The organism is Curtobacterium pomorum, assembly GCF_044497295.1.
GTDB lineage: Bacteria > Actinomycetota > Actinomycetes > Actinomycetales > Microbacteriaceae > Curtobacterium.
In genome coordinates this window covers 252,914-270,291 of record NZ_CP172409.1, presented here as the reverse complement: position 1 = coordinate 270,291, position 17,378 = coordinate 252,914, and the positions used below count along the sequence as shown (strand labels likewise).

General features: G+C 70.2%; 16 protein-coding genes. 8 read left to right on the top strand and 8 right to left on the bottom strand.

Annotation, left to right across the window (positions count from 1 at the left end; translation table 11 throughout):
- Window positions 1-19 precede the first annotated feature (19 nt).
- On the top strand, window positions 20-1,261 hold the full coding sequence (locus ACGH48_RS01340; RefSeq protein WP_396289909.1) for a multidrug effflux MFS transporter: 1,242 nt from the start codon (window positions 20-22) through the stop codon (window positions 1,259-1,261).
- 93 nt (window positions 1,262-1,354) lie between these two features.
- On the opposite strand, the gene ACGH48_RS01335 is transcribed toward ACGH48_RS01340, so the two are convergent.
- Window positions 1,355-2,056 carry a phosphatase PAP2 family protein gene (locus ACGH48_RS01335; RefSeq protein ID WP_185021253.1) on the bottom strand — a complete coding sequence of 234 codons (702 nt, stop codon included), beginning with the start codon at window positions 2,054-2,056 and terminating at the stop codon, window positions 1,355-1,357.
- An 88-nt stretch (window positions 2,057-2,144) separates the two neighbouring features.
- Here ACGH48_RS01335 and poxB point away from each other — a divergent pair, with 88 nt between their 5' ends.
- Window positions 2,145-3,869 carry a ubiquinone-dependent pyruvate dehydrogenase gene (gene poxB, locus ACGH48_RS01330; protein ID WP_396289908.1) on the top strand — a complete coding sequence of 575 codons (1,725 nt, stop codon included), beginning with the start codon at window positions 2,145-2,147 and terminating at the stop codon, window positions 3,867-3,869.
- Window positions 3,870-3,935: 66 nt separating this feature from the next.
- Here poxB and ACGH48_RS01325 read toward each other — a convergent pair whose 3' ends face one another.
- On the bottom strand, window positions 3,936-4,619 hold the full coding sequence (locus tag ACGH48_RS01325; RefSeq protein ID WP_396289907.1) for an SDR family NAD(P)-dependent oxidoreductase: 684 nt from the start codon (window positions 4,617-4,619) through the stop codon (window positions 3,936-3,938).
- A 101-nt stretch (window positions 4,620-4,720) separates the two neighbouring features.
- On the opposite strand from ACGH48_RS01325, the gene ACGH48_RS01320 reads away from it, so the two are divergent.
- The 3 genes from ACGH48_RS01320 (at window position 4,721) to ACGH48_RS01310 (ending at window position 7,394) form a co-directional block, all read left to right on the top strand.
- Window positions 4,721-5,563 (top strand): helix-turn-helix transcriptional regulator, encoded by an 843-nt coding sequence (locus tag ACGH48_RS01320; protein WP_396289906.1) that lies wholly within the window; start codon window positions 4,721-4,723, stop codon window positions 5,561-5,563.
- A 141-nt stretch (window positions 5,564-5,704) separates the two neighbouring features.
- The gene (locus ACGH48_RS01315) at window positions 5,705-7,198 is read left to right on the top strand and encodes a putative Ig domain-containing protein (RefSeq protein ID WP_396289905.1); all 1,494 of its coding nucleotides are present in this window, start codon (window positions 5,705-5,707) and stop codon (window positions 7,196-7,198) included.
- Between the two features lies 1 nt (window position 7,199).
- Window positions 7,200-7,394 carry a hypothetical protein gene (locus ACGH48_RS01310; protein WP_396289904.1) on the top strand — a complete coding sequence of 65 codons (195 nt, stop codon included), beginning with the start codon at window positions 7,200-7,202 and terminating at the stop codon, window positions 7,392-7,394.
- 74 nt (window positions 7,395-7,468) lie between these two features.
- Here the strand turns inward: ACGH48_RS01310 and ACGH48_RS01305 are convergent, their stop codons facing one another.
- Together ACGH48_RS01305 and ACGH48_RS01300 are read right to left on the bottom strand one after the other, a co-directional pair.
- Window positions 7,469-7,768: a Dabb family protein gene (locus ACGH48_RS01305; protein WP_396289903.1), complete on the bottom strand. Its 300-nt coding sequence runs from the start codon at window positions 7,766-7,768 to the stop codon at window positions 7,469-7,471.
- Between the two features lie 28 nt (window positions 7,769-7,796).
- Window positions 7,797-8,684 (bottom strand): SDR family oxidoreductase, encoded by an 888-nt coding sequence (locus ACGH48_RS01300; RefSeq protein WP_123310880.1) that lies wholly within the window; start codon window positions 8,682-8,684, stop codon window positions 7,797-7,799.
- 137 nt (window positions 8,685-8,821) lie between these two features.
- On the opposite strand from ACGH48_RS01300, the gene ACGH48_RS01295 reads away from it, so the two are divergent.
- Window positions 8,822-10,636: a hypothetical protein gene (locus ACGH48_RS01295; protein ID WP_396289902.1), complete on the top strand. Its 1,815-nt coding sequence runs from the start codon at window positions 8,822-8,824 to the stop codon at window positions 10,634-10,636.
- A 17-nt stretch (window positions 10,637-10,653) separates the two neighbouring features.
- Window positions 10,654-11,487, top strand: coding sequence for a family 16 glycosylhydrolase (locus ACGH48_RS01290; protein ID WP_396289901.1), 834 nt, complete (start codon window positions 10,654-10,656; stop codon window positions 11,485-11,487).
- Window positions 11,488-11,584: 97 nt separating this feature from the next.
- Here ACGH48_RS01290 and ACGH48_RS01285 read toward each other — a convergent pair whose 3' ends face one another.
- From ACGH48_RS01285 to ACGH48_RS01270, 4 genes are all read right to left on the bottom strand, one after another.
- On the bottom strand, window positions 11,585-12,316 hold the full coding sequence (locus ACGH48_RS01285; protein ID WP_396289900.1) for a S1 family peptidase: 732 nt from the start codon (window positions 12,314-12,316) through the stop codon (window positions 11,585-11,587).
- Between the two features lie 250 nt (window positions 12,317-12,566).
- The gene (locus ACGH48_RS01280; RefSeq protein WP_148061698.1) at window positions 12,567-12,782 is read right to left on the bottom strand and encodes a helix-turn-helix domain-containing protein; all 216 of its coding nucleotides are present in this window, start codon (window positions 12,780-12,782) and stop codon (window positions 12,567-12,569) included.
- Between the two features lie 242 nt (window positions 12,783-13,024).
- Window positions 13,025-15,160 carry an Ig-like domain repeat protein gene (locus tag ACGH48_RS01275; RefSeq protein WP_396289899.1) on the bottom strand — a complete coding sequence of 712 codons (2,136 nt, stop codon included), beginning with the start codon at window positions 15,158-15,160 and terminating at the stop codon, window positions 13,025-13,027.
- A gap of 93 nt (window positions 15,161-15,253) precedes the next feature.
- Window positions 15,254-16,540 carry a HupE/UreJ family protein gene (locus tag ACGH48_RS01270; RefSeq protein WP_396289898.1) on the bottom strand — a complete coding sequence of 429 codons (1,287 nt, stop codon included), beginning with the start codon at window positions 16,538-16,540 and terminating at the stop codon, window positions 15,254-15,256.
- A 122-nt stretch (window positions 16,541-16,662) separates the two neighbouring features.
- Here ACGH48_RS01270 and ACGH48_RS01265 point away from each other — a divergent pair, with 122 nt between their 5' ends.
- A complete protein-coding gene (locus tag ACGH48_RS01265; protein ID WP_396289897.1) occupies window positions 16,663-17,373 on the top strand; it encodes a hypothetical protein in 711 nt (236 codons plus the stop codon).
- The last annotated feature ends 5 nt before the right edge of the window (window positions 17,374-17,378 follow it).

Sequence of the window (17,378 nt, the reverse complement as noted above, 5' to 3'; positions counted from 1 at the left end):
GAGTTATGCTTTCATAACAATGACCACGGACACCGGAACCATCCGCGCGCACGTCGCGACACCCATGACCAGGCAGCAGGGCATCACGACCCCGCTGCTGCTGGTGCTCGGCCTGCTCAGCGCCGTCGCCCCCTTCGCCACCGACCTGTACCTGCCGGCGTTCCCGCAGATGACGACCGAACTCGGTGCGAGCGCCACCACCGTGCAGCTCACACTGACCGCGTTCCTGGTCGGCGTGACGGCCGGCCAGCTCGTCTTCGGGCCACTGTCCGACCGGTTCGGCCGCGTGCCGCCGCTGATCGCCGGCGCGGCACTGTGCGTCCTGGCGAGCGTCGCCGCCGTCTTCGCCCCGAACATCGGCGTGCTCATCGCCGCACGACTCCTGCAGGGACTCGGTGGCGCCGCCGGCATGGTGATCAGCCGTGCGGTCATCTCCGACCTGGCGACCGGCAAGCCCGCCGCCCGCGCGTTCTCGCTCATGATGATCGTCGGTGGGGTCGCCCCCGTCGTCGCACCGCTGCTCGGCGGCCTGCTCACCGGCCCGATCGGCTGGCGCGGACTGCTGTCGATCGTGCTCGGCCTGTCGGTGGTCATGCTCGTCGCGGTGCTCGCCGTCATCCGTGAGACCCACCTCAAGGCCCACCGCGACGTGCTGCGCGAGGAACGCAAGGGCTCCGGTTCGCCGCTCCGCGCGCTGCGCTCCCGCACGTTCCTCGGCTACATCGCCGTGTTCGGCTTCGCGTTCGCCGTGATGATGGCCTACATCTCGGCCTCGCCGTTCCTGTACCAGGACATGATCGGGCTCGGCACCGTCGGCTACGGCCTGGCGTTCGGGCTGAACGCGCTGGCCCTGATGGGTGTGAGCATCGTGTCCGCCAAGCTCACCGAGACCCGTTCGGTCACCGGCGTGCTGTCGCTCGGCATCGCCCTGGTGTTCGCGTCGACGGTCGTGTTCGCACTGCTCGTCGTCTTCTCGGCGCCGGTGTTCTGGCTCGCCGTCCCGCTGTTCACCGCGGTCGGCTCGCTCGGCCTTGTGCTCGGCAACGCGACGGCGCTCGCGCTCGGTGCGGTCCCCGCTGCTGCCGGCAGCGCGTCGGCCGTGCTCGGTGCGCTGCAGTTCGGGCTCGCCGCGCTGGTGTCGCCGCTCGTCAGCATCGGTGGCTCGGCGACGGCTGTGCCACTGGCGGTCGTGATGCTCGCGTCCGCCGTGGTCGCCGTCGTGGCGCTGCTCGTCGCCCGGGGGCGCACCCGCCTCGCCTGACCCGGTCGGGCCCGACCCGGAACGACGTCATCGACGTCGCACGACGACGAGGACGTCGTTCCGGGTCGGCAGCCGACCCGAACGCCCCGTCGGCTACCGCCCCGGGCGCAGGAACGGGATCCGCGGCATCAGCCAGTCGACCCACACCACCCGCACGCCCGGGGCGACGGCGAGTGCCCACAGGATCGAGGCCGCCGCGTCGGTCGGGTAGTGCACCGCGTCGATCGACACCGAGAAGAACACCACCACGATCGCGACGACCCCGAGCGTCAGCGCGAGCCGGTGCCACCGCGTCTCGCGCAGCAGCCAGATCAGCGCGATCACGAACGCCGTGATGTAGACGGTGTGCCCGCTCGGGTAGCCGGGGTCGGGCTGCACCGGGAACGGGTGCGGCAGCACGGCGACGTCGGGCCGAGCGCGGTGCACGATCTCCTTGACGACCGCGGAGGGGACCCAGGTGACGGCGATCGTGCCGCCGAAGGCCAGGGCCGGGCGGAGGCTCCGGGTGCGCCACCAGATCACGGCCACGACGACGACGGTGATCCCGATCGCCGGAGCGGGACTGATGACGTGGTAGACCGCGGTGGTGAACGCCCCGACCGCGCCCGTGTGCAGGGCGTTCAGGGACTTCGAGAGCCCGAGGTCGACCGTGCCCAGGGCGAACCCGACGAGCGTGATGACGACCACCGCGATGACCGCGATCGCGACCGACACGAGCGGGTAGGGCGACGGCTCGAGGATGCCGTCCGCGTCGGGCCCCGGTCGGCGGGGGCGGAGCTGCGGCGCGTCGGTCATCCGACCATCGTCCCAGCCCCGGCCCGACCACGGGCCCGGCGAGCCTCTGAAAGCACTCAGCGCAGCCGTCCGCGAGTAGACAGGACGCATGCCAACCGTTGCCGAGAACATCGTCGCCACCCTCCGCAAGAACGACGTCGCCCGCGTCTACGGCCTGCCGGGGGACTCCCTCAACGGCTTCACCGACGCCCTGCGCAAGGACGGCACGATCCGGTGGGAGCACGTCCGCCACGAGGAAGCCGCCGCCTTCGCGGCGAGCGCCGAGGCCGAACTGACCGGTGAGCTCGCGGTCTGCGCCGGCAGCTGCGGCCCGGGCAACCTGCACCTCATCAACGGCCTGTTCGACGCGAACCGGTCGCGGGTCCCGGTGCTCGCGATCGCCGCGCACATCCCCACCGCCGAGATCGGCTCCGGCTACTTCCAGGAGACCCACCCGCAGGAGCTGTTCCGCGAGTGCTCGGTCTACGTCGAGTACGTCGCCGACCCGACGCAGATGCCCCGCCTGCTCGAGATCGCGATGCGCGAGGCCGTCGAGAAGCGCGGGGTCGCCGTGCTCGTGATCCCGGGCGACGTCCTGCTCGCCGAGGCCAAGGACGACCGCACCACGCGCATCGAGCGCACGACGCCGCGGATCGTGCCGAGCGAAGCCGAGCTGCAGCGCACCGCCGAGCTGCTGAACGGTGCCGACAAGGTCACCATCCTGGCGGGTGCGGGCGTCGCCGGAGCGCACGACGAGGTCGTCGCGCTCGCCGAGCGGCTGCAGGCCCCGATCGTGCACGCCTTGCGCGGCAAGGAGCACATCGAGTGGGACAACCCCTACGACGTCGGGATGACCGGGCTGCTCGGCTTCGCGTCCGGGTACCGCGCGATGGAGGACGCCGACGTCGTGCTCATGCTCGGCACCGACTTCCCGTACCAGCAGTTCTTCCCGGCCAAGGCGAAGCACGTGCAGGTCGACATCCGTGGGTCGCAGCTCGGTCGGCGGCACCCGGTCGACATCGGCCTGGTCGGCACCGTGAAGGACACCGCACTCGCCCTCATCCCGCTGCTGACCGGTTCGCACCCGACGACGCACCTCGACAACGCCCTGAAGCACTACCGGAAGACCCGCGAGAAGCTCGACGACCTCGCCGTCCCCGCCGGCCGGAAGAAGCCGCTGCACCCGCCGTACGTCGCTCGTGTGCTCGACCGGATCGCCGCCGACGACGCCGTGTTCATCCCGGACGTCGGCTCCCCTGTCGTGTGGGCGTCGCGCTACCTGACGATGAACGGCAAGCGTCGCCTGATCGGGTCGTTCGTGCACGGCACGATGGCGAACGCGGTGCCGCAGGCGATCGGTGCGCAGACGGCCTTCCCGGACCGCCAGGTGATCGCCCTCGCGGGCGACGGCGGGCTGACGATGCTCCTCGGGGAGCTCATCACGATCGTGCAGAACAAGCTGCCGGTGAAGATCGTCGTGTTCGACAACTCGTCGCTCAACTTCGTCGAGCTCGAGATGAAGGCGGCCGGGTTCGTGAACTACGGCACCGAGCTGCAGAACCCGGACTTCGCCGCCGTCGCCGAGGCGATCGGCATCAAGGGCTTCAAGGTCGACGTCTCCGACGACTTCGAGGACGCCATGGCCGCCGCACTCGCGCACGACGGGCCCGCGCTCGTCTCCGTGCGCGCGAACCGGCAGGAGCTGTCGATGCCGCCAGCGGTCACGCTCGAGCAGGCGAAGGGCTTCACGCTCTACGCCATCCGCACGGTGCTGTCCGGTCGCGGCGACGAGCTGCTGGACCTCGCGTCGACCAACGCGCGGCAGCTGCTGTAGACGCGACCGGATGACGGCCTGGAGGCTCGTGGCGGCACCGCCACGAGCCTCCAGGCCGTCTTTTCGTCACCATCCGAGCGTCTGGCCGTCCTCCAGGAACACGCCGGTCGGGCCCTCCGTGCCCACGCTCGCGGCGGCCGCGACGGTCGCCGCGCTCACCTCGACGGGCCGACCGTGCGGGTTCGGCACCCCACCGAGCTCGGTCGCCGTGTAGCCGGGCTCGAGGACCACGAAGCGCACCTCGGGTGCGATGCGGGCGTACTGCACCGTGAGCATCGAGACGGCCGACTTGCTCGCGCCGTAGACCGCGGCCTGCACGGTCGACGCCGCGCTGTCCGGGTCGTGGACCGCCGTGAACGAGCCGAGCGCGCTCCCGACGTTGACGACGAGGGGGCTGGCCGATCGGCGCAGGATCGGCAGCGCGGCCTCGGTGGTGCGAACGATGCCGACGGCGTTCGTGTCGAAGACGGCAAGCGCGTCCGGACCGTTCAGGCCCCACATCGCGATGCCGGCGTTGTTGACCAGGACGTCCAGGCCGCCGTTCGCGTCGATGTGCGCGAAGGCTGCGGCGACCGAGTCGTCGTCGCGGACGTCGAGCTGGACGGAGCGGGCGCCGATCTCGACGGCGACGGCCGCTCCCTGGTCGGCGTCGCGAGCGCCGATCCAGACGGTGTGGCCGGCTGCGACGAGCTGGCGGGCGGTTTCCTTGCCGAGGCCACGGGTGGCGCCGGTGATGAGTGTCGTTGTCATGGGTTCAGCGTCGTGCTCGGCGGCGACCGCAGGGAGTCGCCCGGTTGTCGTAGGACCGGCAGGGCCAGGACCGGGTCGCCCGTCGCGCGCAGACTGGTGGCATGGCGGACACGGACTTCGGGCACACCCTGCGACGGCTCCGCGACCACGTCACACCAGCGGCCGCCGGCATGACCGTCGGGCCGCGGCGTCGAGCGGCCGGGCTGCGGCGCGAGGAACTCGCGGGCCTCGCGGGGATCTCCGCCGACTACCTGACCCGCCTGGAGCAGGGACGCGCGACGTCGCCGTCCGCCCAGGTGGTCGAGGCGCTGACGCGTGCCCTCCGGGTCTCGGACGCCGAACGGGAGCTGCTGTACCGGCTCGCCGGGCACGCGGCCCCGGGCGCGGACGTCGTACCGTCGCGGATCCCGCCGAGCGTGCAGCGGCTGCTCGACCGGCTGGCGGACACCCCGGTCGCGGTGCTCGACGCCGCCGGGAACCTGCTCGTGACCAACGCTCCGCACGAGGCCCTGATGGGGCCGATCGGCGGGATGCGCGGGAACGATCGCAACACCGCCTGGCGGCACCTGGTCGGATCCGGCAGCCGGGCCGTGCACACGCCCGCGGAACAGGCGGCGTTCGAGGAGAACCTGGTCGCCGGACTCCGGATGACCGCGGCCCGCTACCCGCTCGACCGGCAGTTGCAGCAGCTCGTGCGGGACCTGCGGGCGGCGAGCCCGCGGTTCGTCGAGCTGTGGGACTCCGGTGCGACGACCCTGGGCGAGACGGCCCGCCGCAAGGTGATCGACCACCCCGACGTCGGGCTCATCACGCTCGACTGCGACACCCTGGTCGTCGGGCCGGAGGACCTGCGGATCCTGGCGTACACGGCGGTGCCGGGGTCAGTGGACGCGGAGCGGTTGGCGCTGGCGATCGTGCTCGGGACGCAGTCGTTGGTGGAGTGAGCACTCGCCCCCAATTCGTGGGGGATGCTCGCGACGTGGCCCTCAGCCCGTTCCAAGGTTGGCTACGATCCGAGAGCGCCGGCTTCCGGCGATCTCAGACGTCCGGGCTCCTGCCGGACTGCACACCCGAGGGGACCACCCGTGCAGCACAGCACTGCAACACTTCGACGCGCCTGCGCGATCGGCGCGACCATCGCCGTCATCGGCCTGAGCGCCGGCTTCGGCGCGTTGACGGCCACGACCGCCTTCGCCGACGAGCAGCCCGTCGCGCCGACGAGCACCGCGACCGCGTCCCCGGCGCAGGGCGCTGACAGCACGGCCGACGGCGCTGACGAGTCGGCTCCGCCGGTTCCCGGGGCGACGTCCAGGCCGACGGCCGAGGCGACAGCTGATCCCACCGCGGAACCGTCCCTGCCGGTCAGCACGCCGGCCGCGACTGCGACTCCCGATCCGACCGCGCCCGTCGCAGCCGAACCGGCCGCGTCGCCGACCGCGACGATCACCGGGGACGCGACCGTCGGCAGCACCCTGACGGCGACCGGGCACGACTTCACCGGCGCCCTGGCCTACGCGTGGACCAGCGGTGACACGTCCTTGCCGGTCACCGCTGACTCGTACGTCGTCGCTGCATCGGACGCCGGCAAGACCATCAGCGTCACGATCACCAGCGACGCCGAGGAGTCCGCGACGACCACGACCGCCGTCATCACGCAGGAGGCGGCTTTCCCGGAGGCCTCGACCGAAGACGACCCGATCACGTTCTCCGCGGTCGCCGGTGAGCGTTTCACCCACACGTTCGCCGCCGCGGGCTTCCCCGCACCGACGTACTCGGCTGCGTACTACTCGCTCGACGATCCGTACGCGAGCGAGGACGACGGCGATGAGTCCGGGTACCTGCCGTACGGCCTGTCCCTGGACCACGCCACCGGCGCGCTCTCCGGGAAGCCCCGCTACTCCGGCACCTACGCGTTCCGCATCGTGGCGACGAGCGGCACCACGACCGCGTCGCAGTACGTCAACATCACGATCGACGCCGCCGCACCGCTCGGCGTGGAGGTCACCGCCGAGGACAAGGACACCTTCCTCACCGCGCACTCCACCAGCTGGGTCATCGAACGCGACGGCACCGTCTGGACGTTCGAGAACGAGACCACCCGTCAGCCCGACGGTGGGTACATCGGGTTCGGGGTCGGGTTCGAGGGCGGCCAACCCACCATCGACCAGGGCGGGACCCTGCTCGTCAGCGGCCACCTGGTCGACCGCTTCGGCAACGAGGTCGACGACGCCGACGGCTACCCGGTGCCGTTCACGGTGACCTCGGATCACGCTTCCGACGTCATCACGCCGAGCCGCGACCCGTGGGTCGCGACCGATGTCACGTTCCCCGAGGCGTCGACGCACTCCCTCGAGGTCGCCTCGAGCGGGTTCGCAACCGCCTTCACGGTCGACGTCCAGCCCACCGCGGCGCCGGCAGTCTCCCCCACGGGCACGGTCGTCACCCCGACCGCGAGTACGGGCGAGCTCGCCTACACGGGGTCGGACGCGATGCACCTGCTCCCCTGGGCCGGCGGCCTCGCCGTCACCGGAGCAGCGGTCATCGCGCTGCAGGCCTCCCGCCGCCGGAAGCAGCACTGACGTGGCGACGAAGAAGCTCATCCCCGAAACCGCGCTCGTCGCCTACCTGGTCGGCGTGCCCCTGGCCGTAGTGGGTGCGATCGTGGCGCTGAGCCTCGGCGGTGTCGAAGGTGCCGTCGCCGGGGCATCGGCGTTCATCGGCGGCGTCCTGTTCGTGTGCACCGGCATGGTCGTCAGCGCGATCGACCGGCGTTGATCCCTCGTCAGGCGCTGCGGGGTGCGCGCGCGGCGTCAGCACCCCCGATCCAGTCCGGACGGAGGTGCTGCCGCCTACGCCGCGTCCTCGACGTCGAACACCACGACCCGCGCACTCGCTCCGCCGATGAACTCCGCCACCGGCCGGTGCTCCGGATGCGGCAGGTACCCGGCGAGCGCTGCCCGATCGCGGAACCGGACGACGAGCATCCAGTGGAACCCGCCCTCCAGCCCCTCGGTGCTCACGCTCGTCCCCGACTGCACCGACTCGACACCGTCGATCCGCGGCAGGTGCTCGCGGGACAGGACGTTGGCCTCGGACGACCGGTCCGCTCCGTCCCACTCGACCAACACGGTGTGCGTCACTCCGGACATGTGGTCTCCTCGTCTGTCACGACGCCGATCAGAACGCGGGCGTTCCGCCGGCGATCGTGATCGTGGATCCGGACTGGTAGCTGGACTCCGGGCTCACGAGGTGCACGTACGCGGCACCGAGCTCGGCGGGCTGTCCGGGTCGACCGAACGGCGAGGTCTCGCCGAAGTGCGACACGGTCTCGGCGTCGTCGGAGCCCGGCTGCAGCGGCGTCCACACGGGTCCGGGCGCGACGGAGTTCACGCGGATGCCCTTCGGGGCGAGCTGCTGTGCAACGGCCTCGGTGAAGAGCTTGATCGCACCCTTCGACACCGCGTAGTCGATCTTGTCGGCCGACGGCGTCGACGCCTGGATCGAACCCGTCGTCACGATGGTGGAGCCCGGCTCGAGGTGCGGCACCGCAGCCTTGGTCAGCCAGAACAACGAGTAGATGTTGGTCTTGAACGTCGAGTCGAACATCGACGTGTCGAGGGTCAGGATGTCCTCGTTGCTGTCCATGCGGCCGGCGACCATGACCAGGGTGTCGAGACCGCCGAGCTCGTCGACGCCCTTCTGCACCAGGTCCTTGCAGTACTGCTCGTCGGAGATGTCACCGGGGAACAGAACCGCGCGACGGCCCTCGGACTCGAGCAGGTCGCGGACCTCTTCGGCGTCCTCCTGCTCGTCCGGCAGGTAGGACAGCACCAGGTCGGCGCCTTCGCGCGACAGCGCGATCGCGGCCGCTCGACCGATGCCGGAATCGGCGCCGGTGATGATGCCGCGGTAGCCGGTCAGCCGCTCACGGCCGACGTAGCTCTCCTCGCCGTGGTCCGGCTTCGGGTCCATCTTCCAGGCGGCACCCGGCAGCGACTGCTCCTGCTTCGGGTACGGCGGGGCCGGGTAGAGGGTGTTCGGGTCGCGCTTGTCGTACTGGCTCATGCCTCCACCATCGTCGTCGCACGTGAGCGGGCTTTCAGCGTCGCGCGCCGTGTCGGTCTGCTGCGGACCGGAGTCGCCACTGGTCCCCATTTCGTCCGACTGTCCGGGCGCTCCGACAGGTCTACGGTCTGTTCCGTGTGGCAACGACGCCGCACGACGACGAATCGAGCATCATGCAACGACGGATGAAGCAGCTCGTCGCGATCGCCTTGAGCGCCGGTGTCGTGGGGGCCCTCGTCCCCGCGATCTCCGCCCAGGCGGTCACGACGAGCGACACCCCGGACTTCGGGAGCAACGTCAAGATCTACGATCCCTCGGTGCCCGCGTCGACCATCCAGGCCGACGTCGACGCCGCCTTCACCAGTCAGCTCCGCAGCGCGAGCGCGCAGTTCGGCACGCAGCGGTACGCCTTCCTGTTCAAGCCCGGCAGCTATGGCCGCGTCTGGGCGAACCTGGGCTTCTACACATCGGTCGCCGGGCTCGGGAAGAACCCCGACGACGTGACGATCAACGGTGCCGTGAACGTCGATTCCGGATGGAACGCCGGGGACGAGAAGAACGCGACGCAGAACTTCTGGCGGTCGGTCGAGAACGTGGCGATCGCCCCCGAAGGCGGCACCGACCGGTGGGCGGTGTCCCAGGCCGCGCCGATGCGTCGGGTGCACATCAAGGGGAACCTGACGATGGGGCCCTCGAACCAGGACGGCGGCCAGGGGTACTCGTCGGGCGGCTACATCGCCGACACCAAGGTCGACGGCACGGTGACCTCCGGGTCGCAGCAGCAGTGGTACACCCGGAACTCCACGATCGGCTCGTGGCAGGGCGGCAACTGGAACATGACGTTCTCTGGGGTGAACGGCGCCCCGGCGAACGACTTCTCGAAGAGCTACACCACGCTCGCCACGACCCCGACGACGCGGGAGAAGCCGTACCTGTACGTCGACTCGTCGAACAAGTACCACGTGTTCGTCCCGTCGCTGCGGCAGAACTCGAGCGGTGTCACGTGGCCGAACACCGGCGGCACCGACATCCCGATGCGGAACTTCTACGTCGCCCACCCGGGCGACTCGTCGGCGACCATCAACAGCGCGCTGGCCCAGGGGCTGAACCTGTACTTCACACCGGGCACCTACCAGCTCGACGCGGCGATCAACGTCACCCGCGCGGACACCGTCGTGACGGGCATCGGCTTCCCGACGCTCGTGCCGACCAAGGGCAACGCCGTCCTGACCTCGACCGACGTCGCGGGGGTGAACGTCTCGAACCTCGTGGTCGATGCGGGCACGCAGAACAGCGCGCAGTTGGTCCGCCTCGGCGCGTCCGGGTCGCACGTCGACCACGCCGGCGACCCGCAGAGCATCCAGGACGTCTTCTTCCGCGTCGGATCGAGCGTGCAGGGCAAGGCCTCGACCACGCTGCAGGTGAACGCCGACGACACGCTCGTCGACCACATCTGGGCCTGGCGCGCGGACCACGGCGGTGCGGCGACCGGGTGGACCGTGAACACCGGGGCGACCGGCGTCGAGGTGAACGGCAACGACGTCCTCGCCACCGGGCTGTTCGTCGAGCACTACCAGAAGTACGAAGTGCAGTGGAACGGCAACAACGGCAAGACGATCTTCTTCCAGAACGAGATGCCCTACGACGTGCCCGACAACGCCTCGTGGCAGAGCCCGACCGGCGCCGGCTACGCGGCCTACAAGGTGGCGGCGAACGTGACGAGCCACGAGATCTGGGGCGGCGGCGTCTACTGCTTCTTCAACACGAACCCCGCGGTGCACGCAGACCGGGCGTTCGAGGTCCTGCAGACCGCTGGCGTCCGCGCGCACGGCCTGGTCACGGTCTCACTCGGCGACACCGGCACCATCTCGAGCGTCATCAACGGCGTCGGTGGTGCGGTGCCGACACCAGCGGGCAACACCGCCCCGAACCGCGTCGCCTCGTACAACTGATCCCGGGAGGATCGATGATGCACACCACTCGGAAGCGACGACTGGTCGCTCTCACGGTCGCCGGAGCGGCGGCCATCGCACTCGGTGCGGGCCCGGTCCTGCAGGGAGCGGACCCCGCGAACGCCGCGAGCGGCGACGTGGTCTGGTCGCAGGACTTCGACGGAGCCGCGGGCAGCGCGCCGGATCGATCGGCGTGGACGAACGAGACCGGCGGCGGCGGCTGGGGCAACAACGAGCTCGAGGACTACACCGACTCGCGCGACAACTCGGCGCTCGACGGGCAGGGCAACTTGATCATCACGGCGAAGCGCGAGGCGGACGGTTCGTACACCAGCGCCCGACTCACGACGCAGGGCAAGTACACGCCCCGGTACGGCCGCGTCGAGGCCCGGATCCAGATCCCCCGCGGCCAGGGCATCTGGCCGGCGTTCTGGATGCTCGGGTCCGACCTGCCCCAGGTCGGCTGGCCGAACTCCGGCGAGGTCGACGTGATGGAGAACGTCGGGTACGAGCCGGCGACGGTGCACGGCACGGTCCACGGGCCCGGGTACTCCGGCGGTCAGGGCATCACGTCGAGCTACCAGCACCCCCAGGGGTGGTCGTTCGCGGACACGTTCCACACGTTCGCGGTCGACTGGAAGCCGGGATCGATCACCTGGTCGGTCGACGGTGTCGCGTACAAGACGATCACGCCGGCCGACACGGGTGGCAATCCGTGGGTCTTCGACAAGCCGTTCTTCATCGTGCTGAACCTCGCCGTCGGCGGCAGCTGGCCGGGCTACCCGGACGGTACGACGCAGTTCCCGCAGCAGATGAAGATCGACTACGTCCGTGTGATCGACAACTCCTGACCCAGCGCGGGTGGGCGACCAGCCGCTCTGGAGACGGCTGATGACGGACGGGAGGCCCGTGGCGGCGTCGCCACGGGCCTCCCGTCCGCCTGTCGGTTCAGACGCCGGCCGTGGTCTTGATCCAGGACGAGGCCTGCGACAGCAGGGCGTAGTTCGAGCCGGCCTTGGTGTTCGCACCGGGGTCGGCGCTGTCACCGGTGGAGCAGACGGCGACGACCTTGCCGTTCACGAGCAGCGGGCCGCCGGAGTCGCCGTGGTTCGAGGCGCCGGTCACGCCCGTGAGGTGCTGCGCACGACCGCTGTAGGCGTCGGTGCTCGCGCCGGTGAGCGAGACGGTGGCCTGGTAGAGCCCGTCGGACTGGGTCGCGTTCGCGCGCAGGCCGTAGCCCTGGATGGTGCCGGTCCCGCTCGACTTGGCGGTCGCGGTGAGGTCGAGGGGTGCGTACATGGACAGCGCGTACGCGGTCCGCAGGTGGACGAGGGCGATGTCGCCGGCCGGCGAGGCACTGACGCGGTCGACGGCGACGGCCGTGCCCCGGTTGGTCGTGGAGTTCGAGTGGTAGACGTTCATCGCACCGATGCCGTCGATGCAGTGGCGGGCGGTGAGGATCCACGAGGCGTTGATCTGCTCACCGGTGCAGTTGCTGACGTAGCCGGACGGGATCGAGCCGCCCGACGCCTCGAGCTGGACCGCCCACGAGGTGGTGGGGGCCTTCTCGCCACCGACGACCTTGGTGCTGGCCGGCAGTGCCGAGGCGGGTGACGCGGCGAACACGCCCGCGGTGATGACGGCCGCGGCGGCGAACGCGGCTGCGATGGACTTCTTCATGACGACTCCTCTGTCGGGGGAAGCACCTGACCCGTTGCGTTGTGCAACTGGTCAGCATCCTGACCCTCGTTCGGGGGCCGCGCCAGTCCGCACTTCGGCGGACGGGGCCGCCCGAGGATCGTGTCGACCGGGAAACCGGAGGAGCGACATGAGCACGAAGACCGCTCGGAGGACGCGCCCGACCGTCGTCACCATCGCGTCCGGCATCTGGTGCCGACCGGCACGCCGTCGAGGAACGTGCGCAGCTCGCTCATCGGTCGCGCTCGTTCGCCTCGAGGACCAGGCCGAGGACGGTCAGCGCGTCGAAGGCAAGACGGAGCTGTGCGGTGCCCTTCCCGCCTTCGAACTCGTTGACCCATCGGCGGCTGACACCCATCCGCTCGGCGAGCTCAGCCTGGGACCAACCGAGATGCGTGCGGCGCTCGTGCACGAGATCGCCCAGCGCAAGGGCAGTGTCGACTCGCATGTGCGCCTCCGCTGTAATCGTCCGGTTACAGCGGAACCCTGTCACCGATCGCTTACAAGTACCACCAGTAACCCATCGCTTACACAACGTGTTCGGAACCGATCGCTCCCACGGAGTCTTGCGGTCGTAGTGGTCGGCACGCCCGTGGCGATCGCCGTCCTCGCTTCACGATCGCGCAGTCCTGAACGACGCACGAGGGCCCCGCGACCGGAGTCGCGGGGCCCTCGCTCGGTGCACTGGTGTTACTTGATGACGATCGACTGCACCGGGCTGGTGCTCGTCGTCAGGGTGTCGGTGCCGGCGAAGACGGCGTGCAGCTTGTGCGTGCCCTTCTTCAGCGAGAGCGCCGAGGTGACCTTGCCGTTCTTGACGGTGACGGTCGCCAGGCGCTTCGTGCCCTGGTAGATCCGCGCCGTGCCGTTGACGGTGAAGCCCGTGGCCTTGACCTGCACGGTCGCCTTGCCGCCGCTGTACTTGAGCGCCGTGCGGGACGGGGCCTTCGTGACGGTGACGGTGGTGGCCTTCGCGGTCGCCGAGTCGGTGCCCGAGAAGGTCGAGTCCGCGTTGACGAACTTGGCGGTGAGCGCGTGCGTGCCGATGGCCAGAGCGCTGGGGAGCGTCATGGTGGCGGTGCCGTTCTTCACCGGGACGGTGCCGAGGACCTTCTTGCCGTCCGAGACCGTCAGCGTGCCCTGCTGCTTGCCGATGCCACCGGCGATGGTCGCGGTGACCGTGGCCGGCTTCGCCGCGTTGTAGGTCTGCGACGCGGCGGAGACGGCGAGCGTCGTGGTGGTCGCCGGCAGCGTGGCGTGCAGGTCGAACCGGTCGACCGTCGAACCGATCGCGGCCGGGTCGGCGGTGGCGGTCGGCTGGAGCGTCACGCCGCAGCTGTCGACGTTGCCGTGCTGGACCGCCGAGTTGAGCGTGGTGCAGTCACCGGCGCGGATGTCCTGGACGGAGAGCTTCTCGTCGGTGACCGACACCTTCACGAAGGTGCGGACGTGCTCCTGGTTCTCGACCGAGTTGGCCCAGTGGCGCTTGCCCGTCGGGTCGAGCGGGTCCGCGCCGTAGCCGCTCTGCGTGGCGTCCGGAGCGGTCAGGTCGTAGTACTTCGAGCCGGAGGCCGAGTTCGCCGTCATGTAGATGACGCCACCGGGGCCGGAGAAGACCTCGGGAGCAGCGGGCTGCTCGTTGACGTTGGCCTTCTTGCCGTTCTTGATCGCGTAGCTGCGCGAGTAGGAGTGGTCGTGGCCCTGCAGGACGAGGTCGACGCCCATGTCGGAGAACGCACGCGTGAAGTCGAACCGGCGCTGCTGGTTGTCCTTGTCGTTCGCGTGGTCGGCCGGCGAGTAGATCGAGTGGTGGTAGACCAGCGTGGTCCACTTCGCGTCGTCGCCGTAGCGGTTGATGACGTCGCGCACGTAGTTCACGTGGGCAGCGTCCGAACCGGCCGCGTAGGCGTTCGAGTTGATGTCGATGAACAGGACGCCCTTGTACATGTACCAGTAGTCGCCACCCGAGTTCGCGGTGGTGTTGCCACCCGGGTAGAAGTCCGGCACCTTGAGCGAGTTCGGCACCTGGTTGTGCTGCTCGTACGCCTTGCCGCCGACGTCGTGGTTGCCGATGGTCGAGGCCCACGGGTAGCGCTTGAGGACGTCGCTGCTGTCGGCGAACGCACCCCACTCGTACTCGTTGTTGGCGTGCTCGATCTGGTCGCCACCGGAGACCAGGAGCTCGGCGTCCGGCTCGGTGGTCGTGGCGTACTTCAGCGTGTCCGCCCAGCCCGCCCCGTCGTCGTCGACGTAGCCCGACGAACCGATCTGCGGGTCACCGAAGAACAGGAAGTCGAAGTCGCCGGAGAAGCTCTTCGTGGTGAACGTGTAGGACGCCGACCATGCCGACCCGTCCGCCGCACCGACGTGGTACGTGTACGAGGTGTTCGGCTCGAGGTCCGAGATCGTGGCGTGGGCGTTGATGTAGCCCGACTCGGCGGCGATGCCGTCGATGTTCTTCGTGTTCGAGTCCGTCGTGCTCGTGTCGGCTGCGGTGTTCGCGGCCTTCGACGCGGCGATCGTCGACTTGGCGTCGGTGAAGACCCCGTCGGTCATCGACGCGGTCTTCTGGATCTCGAGCGACTGGGCGACGTTCGTCGGGAAGTACCACGAGGCGATGCGCTGGCTCTCGGTGGCGCCGACACCCAGCAGGATGTGGATCGGGCCGCCGGTGGAGATGTTGGTGGTGGGGGTGTTCGTCGCCGCGGTGGCGGCGTTCGTGCCGACCATCGAGGCGCCGGCGATGAGCGCGGCCCCGAGGACGGCTCCGCACACGCGGAGGGTGGTGGTTCTGCGCCGTGTGGTGGCGCCGGACAGGAGACTCATGGTGGTCCGTTTCTCAGACGTGGGATGGTGCAGCACGGAAGACTCTGCATGCACTGCGAAACGTCTTGGTAAACGCTGAGTGACAAGTCGTGGTCATCCTGCAGCGAGGCGCTCGACGAACCAGATCATCCCCATCACGAACACCCCGGCGGTGACGGCTCCGGTGACCCAGAGCGAGACTCGGTGGGCCTTCCGGCGCAGGAGGGAGAGCGGCGGGAACACGATGACGATGATCGCGAGCTGCACGGCCTCGATGCCGACGTTGAAGATGAGGAGCGACACGAGCAGCTGCCACGAGAACGCCTCGTGGATGCCCAGCGCCCCGGCGAACCCGAGTCCGTGGATGAGCCCGAACGCGAAGACGACGGCCAGGCGCGTCCAGCCGGCTCGGTCGAGCGAGAAGTGCCCGTGCGTACCGACCACGAGTTCGTCCGCCCGCGACCGGCGCCGCCAGAGCCGCCACAGGTACCAGCCGGCCACTGCCGCGATGGACAGGGCGATGAGCGGCTCGACGACGATGGCGGGCGGGCTCACCACCCCGAGCGCGGCGAGGATGAACGTGATCGAGTGCGCGATCGTGAACGCCGACGCGGTGTAGACCACCTCGCGCAGACGTCGTGAACCGGCGATGAGCGCGACGAGGAACAGGATGTGGTCGATCCCGGTCAGCAGGTGCTCGGCGCCGAGGCGGAAGAACTCCCAGAAGCGCTGCCCTGCCGACTGCTCGGTCGAGAACGACGGCTGCGCGGCGTCGAGTGTCGCCGACCCCTGCTTCGCGTCGACGTCGTACGTGACGATCGTCTTGGTGTCCCGCACGAAGGTCTCGCTGTCCGGGAACAGCGTCGACCGGACGACGTGTCCGGTCTGCGTCTCCGACGGCTCGGGGCAGGTGAAGTCGGCCGTCACGTGGGCGTACGGCACCTCGTCCTGCAGGTCGACCGTCACGGTCTTCCCGAGCACGGCCGTGCAGCGCTGCCCGCCGGCCCCCGTCACCGTGAACCGGTCGGACACGTACTTCCCGATGGCGTCGGTGTGCGCCTCCGCCGCCGACACCATGCCGGGGAAGTCGCCGTCGTCCCAGGCCGCCTGGCCCTGCGTGTGCAGGGGGTCGTCGTGCTCGCTCGTGGCGACCGACACCAGCATCAGGTCGTACTCGAGCCCGAGCTCCGCGTGCACGACCGTCGGTTCCGGCGACGTCACCTTCGCGTAGACGACCGAGCTGAAGCCGTGCGCCGATGCCGGCGACGCCCCGGCCAGCACGCCGACGACGACCACCCCGAGCAGCAGGAGCACGGCGACGACCCGGGCGATCAGCGCGGCGGCGCGGGACGGACGGACGGGGCGGGGGCGCAGGAGCGCGACGGAGGTTCCGGAAGGCACGCGCAGACGATCCGGCCCTCGGACGACCGGCAGGTGAACAGGTGGTGACCAGCAGTGGGACAGGTGTCGGACAGCCGCCGGAGTCGGCCCGGTGGGGCGCACCGACGTGTTTCGATGATGCAGTGACCCGCCTCGCCGCTCGGACGACCGTCCTGCTGACTGCCGTCGCCCTCGTCGGCGCCGGCGCCGCCGTGCTGGCCGGGTGCTCGGCGACGCCCGGCGGGACCGACGCCGGTACCGGCACGTCGGCGACGGCCCACGCCACGGCCGGCGCCCTCGGCGCGGGCTTCTCCGACCCGACGCGGCCGCCGGCACCCGAGGCCACCATCCACCCGGAGCCGGGTTCGTGGTCCGGGGTGCACGCCCCCGACGGCTACGACGTCGTGCTCCTGTCGGACGCCGGCGACGCCGAGGACGCTCCGACCCGGACCCTGCTCGACACCGTCGCGTCGTGGGCGGCGGACGAGGACGTCACCGTCACGACGGTGTCGGCGACGGACGCCGACGACCGGATCGCCGCGGTCACCCGGGCGATCGACGAGCGGTCCGACCTGGTGATCAGCGTCGGCAACCACATGGTCGACCCGCTCGCCGCGGTGTCGCCGACCGCGCTGCACCAGCAGTTCCTGGTCGTCGGCGCCGAGATCGCCGAGCCTACGTCGAACGTGACGGCCGCGGACTGGACCGGCGGCGGCTTCCGCGGCGAGGGACTCGGGCCGTCGAGCCACTACGACCCGTCCACCTTCACCGAGGAGCGCGCCGACCGCGCGCTGCGTGCGGGCCTGGCGGCGGTCCTGCACGACCTGCGCGGCATCGTCGTCTGGGTGCGCTGACCCCG

Bases quoted from the DNA above. Each gene is read 5' to 3' on its own strand.
- ACGH48_RS01340 (WP_396289909.1), top strand. From the start codon at position 20: ATGACCACGGACACCGGAACCATCCGCGCGCACGTCGCGACACCCATG.
- ACGH48_RS01335 (WP_185021253.1), bottom strand. From the start codon at position 2,056: ATGACCGACGCGCCGCAGCTCCGCCCCCGCCGACCGGGGCCCGACGCG.
- poxB (WP_396289908.1), top strand. From the start codon at position 2,145: ATGCCAACCGTTGCCGAGAACATCGTCGCCACCCTCCGCAAGAACGAC.
- ACGH48_RS01325 (WP_396289907.1), bottom strand. From the start codon at position 4,619: ATGACAACGACACTCATCACCGGCGCCACCCGTGGCCTCGGCAAGGAA.
- ACGH48_RS01320 (WP_396289906.1), top strand. From the start codon at position 4,721: ATGGCGGACACGGACTTCGGGCACACCCTGCGACGGCTCCGCGACCAC.
- ACGH48_RS01305 (WP_396289903.1), bottom strand. From the start codon at position 7,768: ATGTCCGGAGTGACGCACACCGTGTTGGTCGAGTGGGACGGAGCGGAC.
- ACGH48_RS01300 (WP_123310880.1), bottom strand. From the start codon at position 8,684: ATGAGCCAGTACGACAAGCGCGACCCGAACACCCTCTACCCGGCCCCG.
- ACGH48_RS01290 (WP_396289901.1), top strand. From the start codon at position 10,654: ATGCACACCACTCGGAAGCGACGACTGGTCGCTCTCACGGTCGCCGGA.
- ACGH48_RS01285 (WP_396289900.1), bottom strand. From the start codon at position 12,316: ATGAAGAAGTCCATCGCAGCCGCGTTCGCCGCCGCGGCCGTCATCACC.
- ACGH48_RS01280 (WP_148061698.1), bottom strand. From the start codon at position 12,782: ATGCGAGTCGACACTGCCCTTGCGCTGGGCGATCTCGTGCACGAGCGC.
- ACGH48_RS01275 (WP_396289899.1), bottom strand. From the start codon at position 15,160: ATGAGTCTCCTGTCCGGCGCCACCACACGGCGCAGAACCACCACCCTC.